Annotated in this window: 5 protein-coding genes, 1 tRNA gene and 1 pseudogene; 6 read left to right on the top strand and 1 reads right to left on the bottom strand. The window is 73.4% G+C overall.

The genetic code is table 11. The features are described from left to right. The 6 genes and pseudogenes from KS423_RS35775 to KS423_RS35750 all read left to right on the top strand — a co-directional run. Positions 1-391: CGNR zinc finger domain-containing protein (locus tag KS423_RS35775; protein WP_224283912.1), on the top strand; the 391-nt coding region annotated here is incomplete at its 5' end. A 24-nt stretch (positions 392-415) separates the two neighbouring features. Further along, positions 416-1,360: a metallophosphoesterase gene (locus tag KS423_RS35770; RefSeq protein WP_224283911.1), complete on the top strand. Its 945-nt coding sequence runs from the start codon at positions 416-418 to the stop codon at positions 1,358-1,360. Between the two features lie 100 nt (positions 1,361-1,460). Next, positions 1,461-1,534, top strand: a tRNA-Pro gene (locus KS423_RS35765). A 474-nt stretch (positions 1,535-2,008) separates the two neighbouring features. Next, positions 2,009-2,494: a hypothetical protein gene (locus tag KS423_RS35760; protein ID WP_224283910.1), complete on the top strand. Its 486-nt coding sequence runs from the start codon at positions 2,009-2,011 to the stop codon at positions 2,492-2,494. 297 nt (positions 2,495-2,791) lie between these two features. Continuing rightward, positions 2,792-4,639 carry a hypothetical protein gene (locus KS423_RS35755; protein WP_224283909.1) on the top strand — a complete coding sequence of 616 codons (1,848 nt, stop codon included), beginning with the start codon at positions 2,792-2,794 and terminating at the stop codon, positions 4,637-4,639. Between the two features lie 218 nt (positions 4,640-4,857). Further along, positions 4,858-4,986: pseudogene (locus KS423_RS35750) on the top strand (DNA-binding response regulator); the annotation flags it as partial. A 75-nt stretch (positions 4,987-5,061) separates the two neighbouring features. Here the strand turns inward: KS423_RS35750 and KS423_RS47640 are convergent. Next, positions 5,062-6,205, bottom strand: a 1,144-nt coding sequence (locus KS423_RS47640) for a LuxR family transcriptional regulator (RefSeq protein WP_263455589.1), incomplete at its 5' end; no start/stop codon positions are given.

The raw sequence follows: 6,205 nt of genomic DNA, 5'->3' as shown, positions 1-6,205 counted from the left end.
CGCCGCCCGCGCCCACGGCGGCCCGGGCGAGCCCGAGGACTACGCCGTCCTCAACCGGACCGCCGAGCACCCACCGCTGGTCCCCCGGATCGCCCCGGACGGCACCGCGGCCGCCCCGCTGCCCGCCGACGGCGCGCAGCTGGCCTCCACCCTCGCCCGCGACGCCATCGCCCTGCTCGCCGGCCCGTACGCGGACCGGATCCGGGAGTGCGGCGCGCACGACTGCCGGCTGATCTTCGTCGACACCTCGCGGCCCGGCCGTCGCCGCTGGTGCTCGATGGAGCGCTGCGGCAACCGCCACAAGGTCCGCGCCCTGCGCGCCCGCCGCGACTGCGAGGAGGCGCCCCCGGCATCCGCCGTCCCCGCCGACTCCGGGGCGTTCACCGGCTGATCGACCGTCTGAGAGCATGGCCTGATGCGACCGCTGTACTCCGTTCCCCTCGGCATCGCCGCCGCCGGCGCCGCCTGTCTCGCCTACTCCGTCGGGTACGAGGTCCGGGCCTTCCGCCTCCGCCGGATCGAGGTCCCCGTCCTCCCGCGCGGCGCCCGCCCGATCCGGGTCCTCCAGGTGTCCGACATCCACATGGTGAGCGGGCAGGGCAAGAAGCAGCGCTGGCTGAAGAGCCTGGCCGGCCTGCGCCCCGACCTGGTGGTCAACACCGGCGACAACCTCTCCGACCCGCTCGGCGTCCCGGCCACCCTCGACGCGCTCGGGCCGCTCATGGAGTTCCCGGGCGTCTACGTCTTCGGCTCCAACGACTACTACGGCCCGGCCCGCAAGAACCCGGCGCGCTACCTCCAGGCCATGCGCAGCGGCGCCCACGGCATGAACAACCCCGACGGCACCGCCCGCCGCGGCATCACCGGCGCCGTCCACAACCCGTGGGAGAAGCTCCGCGACGGCTTCGACGGGGCCGGCTGGCTCGACCTCACCAACACCCGCGGCCGGCTCACCGTGAACGGGCTCGACCTGGAGTTCACCGGCCTCGACGACCCGCACATCCGCCGCGACCGCTACAGCGAGGTCGCCGGCGGCCCCTCCGCCGACGCCGACCTCTCCCTCGCCGTCGTCCACGCGCCCTACCTGCGCGTCCTCGACGCCTTCACCGCCGACCGCTACCCGCTGATCCTGGCCGGCCACACCCACGGCGGCCAGCTCTGCATCCCCTTCTACGGCGCCCTGGTCACCAACTGCGACATCGACACCCGCCGGGTCAAGGGCCTCTCCACCCACACCGCCGGCGGCCACCGCTCCTACCTCCACGTCTCGGCCGGCTGCGGCACCAACCGCTACACCCCCGTCCGCTTCGCCTGCCCCCCCGAGGCCACCCTCCTCACCCTCACCCCGGCCCCCCGCTGACCCCCACCGGACGCCCGCCCGAAACCGGATTTCGTGTCTCGGCGAGCGTCCGGTAGAGTTCTACTCGTCGCGAAGGAGACGGAGCGACAAACCGCAAGACCGGGGTGTGGCGCAGCTTGGTAGCGCGCTTCGTTCGGGACGAAGAGGCCGTGGGTTCAAATCCCGCCACCCCGACCCAGTGCAGAGGCCCTGCCGGAGAAATCCGGCAGGGCCTCTGTCGTTGTGCGTGACCAACCGGGTGACCAAGCCTCAGGCCCCGGGCGAACAGCCGGTCCATCGTCGTCGCACCGGTCCGGATCACCGGCCGCGGGCAAGGCCGAGGCCGGCGAAGACGTCGCGGAACACAGCACCGCCGGCCACCTCGGCCGGTTGCTGCTGCGGCAGCGCCGGCCAGCCGCCCAGCCGCCGATCGCCGGTCCCGCATCGCCCCGGACTGCCGCGCGAGGGCTGTCAGCCGTTCGCCCTAGCAGCGGAGGTGGTTCATGCCTGCAGCCTCCACCATGGAGTCAACTCGACACCACGGTCCTGTTGCGCACGCAGTCCCGGTGCTGGTCACCGCACTGGACTGTTGAAGGAGCGGCAGGTGAAACCGGTCGGTGCGACAGCGGTGGACTACAAGCGACTGGGGCAACCGCCCGGAGGATGATCGTGACCGTCAGTGAGGATGAGCTGCTCGGCGCCGACGATGAGCGGCTGGAAGAACTCTTCCGCGTGAGCACGCCCGGTGACATCCCCAACGGTCCGATGGAGGGCACCGCGATCATCGGCGCGGGCACAGGCGCGACCCGGCTGATCGCCGCGTTGGTGCGTCTGGCCGTGTGGCGGGGAAAGGTCTTCGACCGCGACGGCGGATACCTGAGCAATCGGATGTCCGCACTGGACGTGCTCGCCATCCTCGCCACGGTCGCTCCGGGACCGAGTCGGCTGGACGGCGAGGAGTGCATCGTCATCGACTACTCCGGAACATCCCTCGTCGCCGGCGGCGTGCGCGACGAGATCCGTCAGGTGGGCCCGGGCCTGTATCTGGGCGTGATCTGGCTGTTCGGAGTCAGGATCGGCTGGTTCTCGCTGAGGACACCGCAAGCAGACGGCGGACCAGGCGAGAAGCCGCGCAGCGCGTCCCGATCCACTTAGCCGGCTCGTCCAGCCGCCCCGCGCAGTGGAAGGGCACCGACCGGCCGGCGGCACGGCGCACTGGCGCCCGGATGGCGATCAGTCGAATCCGGTGACGGCCGCGGCCCGGTCGGCCCGGCCGCCCTGACGGAAAGGCCCCCAGCTATGACCGCCCCTGACATGCGCAACCGTTGGCCGGTGCTCCGGAAGTCTCGCCGCGCACGACGATGGGCCGTGGCGGCCTCGGCCACAACCGTCGCTGCCGCAGCCGCTGCCGCGCTGACCTTGGGCAACTCTCCGCCGGACGCACCTCACGCCGTGTCAGCCTCGTTGGACGGGACAGTCACCGGTGCGGGACAGCCGCTGTCCGGTGCCCAGGTCACGCTCTTCGCCGGATCGCGTGAGGGAAGCAGGGAACTGGGCCGCGCGACGACCGACGCGGCCGGATCCTTCAGGATCACCTACGCCGCGCCCGCGGACGGAGTGCTGTACGTCGAAGCCGCGTCCGCCGACGCGGGCAGACTCCGGCTGCGCTCCGTCGTCGGCGTCGGCGCCGGCGGCGGGGTCCCCCAGCGGACCGCGACCACAGCCACGGTCAACGAACTCACCACCGTCGCCACCACGTACTCCCTGGCCCAGTTCAGCGACCGGCACGGCATCGCGGGGCCGAGCCCCGGATTGCAGAACGCCGCGGCGACATCCTTCAACCTTGCCGATCCGGCCACCGGCAAGCCGGGCGCAGTCGTCACGAACAAGGACAACGGCGCCGGCAACGAGACCCTCGCCACCCTCGGAACGCTCGCCAACCTGCTCTCGCTCTGTGCGACGGCGAACGCCCCGCACTGCCAGGACGTGCTTCGGCTCGCCACACCGCCCGGCGGCACCGCCCCGGATGACACGGTGCAGGCGGCCCTGAACCTCGTCCACAACCCGACGCTCTCCCCGGCCGAACTCCACTCCCTGGCAGGGGCGGCGAGCGTCTTCACCCCCGCGCTCACCGCGCCGCCCACGGCCTGGATCCTGGCACTGCGCTACACCGACACGGGCCTGTACGCGCCGGGCCGCATCGCCTTCGACGCCAAGGGGAACGCCTGGACAACCAACAACTGGCAGCCCGGAACCAGGGAGCCGAGCCCCTACGTCAGCGTGCTCGATCCGGCCGGTCACCCGACCCTGGGCAGCCCCATCAGCGGCGGCGGCATGAAGGCCGGAGCCTGGGGCATCGCGATCGACCACGACGGCTCCGCCTGGGTGAGCAGCTACGAGGGCGACGCGATGTCGAAGTACTCGGCCACCGGCGCCCCGCTGTCGCCCGGCACGGGGTGGAAGAACGGCGGCCCCGACCGCCCCCAGGGCGTCGCGGTCGACCAGAAGGGCAATGTGTGGGTCGCCAACTTCTACGGCCTCAAAGGCGCGCCCGACCAGGGGAGCGTGATCGTCTACCCGCATGGTGACCCCTCGAAGGCGGTCACGATCACCGGCGGCGGCCTCGACCATCCCTTCGCCGTCCAGATCGACGGCTACGGGCGGGCCTGGGTCACCAACGCCCGCCTCAGCGGCGCCAGACTCATGGAAACGCGCCTGCCCGAACCCACCGGCCTGCTCGGTGCGAGCGTCACCGTCATCGGCCCGGACTTCAAACCGACCGCGTTCTCTCCCATCACGAGCAGCTCGATCAACTTCCCCCTGGGACTCGCCATCGATGCCGAGAACAACGCCTGGGTGCCCGACTTCCTCAGCAACTCGATCACCGAGCTACGGCCCGACGGAACCATCGCAGCCGAGCACGAGCTGCCCGTCACGGTCGGCCCCTGGTCCGCGGCCATCGACGGATCCGACCGCGTGTGGGTCGCCGGCTTCGGCACCCCGTCCGTGTGGCTGCTGTGCGGCGAGAACACCGCCGCCTGCCCGCCCGGCGCCTCCACCGGCACCTTCCTGTCTCCCCCGCAGGGCTTCCGGAACGCGGCGATCCAGCACCTCACGGCGGTGCAGATCGACCAGTCCGGCAACGTCTGGCTGGCCAACAACTGGTCGGAACTCCTCCCCCCGACCGGCGGCGTGGGACTGGTGAAACTCATCGGACTCGCCACCCCGGTCTGCACCCCCCTCACCCCCCTACCGGTGCGGCCGTCGTCAGCGACCGCGACCGCTTGCCCGAAGCAGTGAACCGCAGTAGCGGACACGCCCGCCGCGCGTCCGGCGCATGCGGGTTCCCGGCAACAGCGCGAGCGCGTAGAAGGCCGCTTCGGGTGGGGCCTGCCGTACGGCAGCCAAGTGCAGCGACCGGGCCGTCCGGCGGGGGTGGCGCGGCATGCCGGTCCGTACAGCGCGGGTGGCGGGCGGGGCGGGCCGGGTGTTCGGGGTCCTGCTTTGGACGGCCCGGCGCCGCCAGGGGCGAGACCGTCCTGGCTCCGAGGGTCGCCGAACGCCTGGTCGCCCGTATGCGGCGCCCCGCCCCCGTCGCCCTGACCGCCCGGGAGACGGAGGTGCTGAGCGCCGTCGTCACCGCCCTCGAACGCGGCCTGCCGGAGCGGTGACCGGGCGCAGCCGGGCTCAGCGGCCGGAGAACCGCCGCGTCGACCGCCGCGTCAGAGGACGGTGGTCAGTTCGGTGCGGGAGGTGATGTTGAGCTTCGGGTAGGCCTTGTAGAGGTGGTGGGCGACGGTGCGGGGGCTGAGGAAGAGCTGGGCGGCGATGTCGCGGTTGGTGAGGCCCTGGGCGGCGAGGCGGGCGATCTGGAGTTCCTGGGGGGTGAGGGGGGACTGCGGGGTGCCGGCGGCGGTGGCCGAGGTGGGGGCCGGGGTGCCGGTGGCGGAGAGTTCGGTGCGGGCGCGGGCGGCCCAGGGGTGGGCGGCGAGGCGGTCGAAGGTCTCCAGGGCGGCGCGCAGGTGGGGGCGGGCGTCGGTGCGGCGGCGGGTGCGGCGCAGCCATTCGCCGTAGAGGAGCGCGGTGCGGGCCTGTTCGAAGGGGCGGTGGGCCGTTGCGTGCCGGGTGAGGGCGGCGCGGTAGGTGGTCTCGGCGAGTTCGTCGGGGCCGAGCAGGGCCTGGCAGCGCAGGCGGAGTGCCTCGGCCCAGGGGCGGTCGGCGGCGGCCGCCCAGCGGGCGAAGCGCTCGTAGGGTTCGGCGGCGCGTTCGGGGGTGCCGAGGCGGACGGCGGCCTCGACCAGGTCGGGGACGGCCCGGGTGGCGCTGATGTGGTGCCGGTGCGGGCCGGTGGTGAGGGTGTGCAGCCGGTCGGCGGCGTCGCCGGCGCGGCCCTGGCCGAGGTCGAGCAGGGCGAGCGCCCACTGGACCCAGGCCAGGCCGGCCGCGGGGGCGGCGGTCTGCGCTCCGGTGGTGGCGAGGGCGGTGGCGGCGAGTTCGGCGCAGCGGTCGGTTCGGCCGTCGAGCGCGGCCAGGTACGCGAGCAGCGCGGCGAGTTGGCTGACCCACTGGTGCTGGCCGGTGTCCCGGGCGAGGCCGAGCCCCTCGGTGGCGGTGAGTTCGGCGTCGCGGTGCCGGCCGTGGAAGAGTTCGGCCTCGGCCAGGAAGAACTGCAGGGTGGGCATCACGCCGACGGTGCCCTTGGCGCGGGCCTCGGCGACCAGTTCGGCGGCGAGTTCGGCGGTTTCCTCGTCGCGCCCGAGGACCAGGGTGGCGCCACACAGCTGGATCAGGTCGACGGGGCTGTCGGCCCCGGCCCGGCGGGCGGCCGCGGCGGCCTCCCGGACGGGCGGCGGGCGGCCGCGGCGG

The organism is Streptomyces sp. LS1784 (assembly GCF_020103755.1).
Taxonomy (GTDB): Bacteria; Actinomycetota; Actinomycetes; order Streptomycetales; family Streptomycetaceae; genus Kitasatospora.
This window is presented reverse-complemented; position numbering and strand designations above follow the sequence as displayed.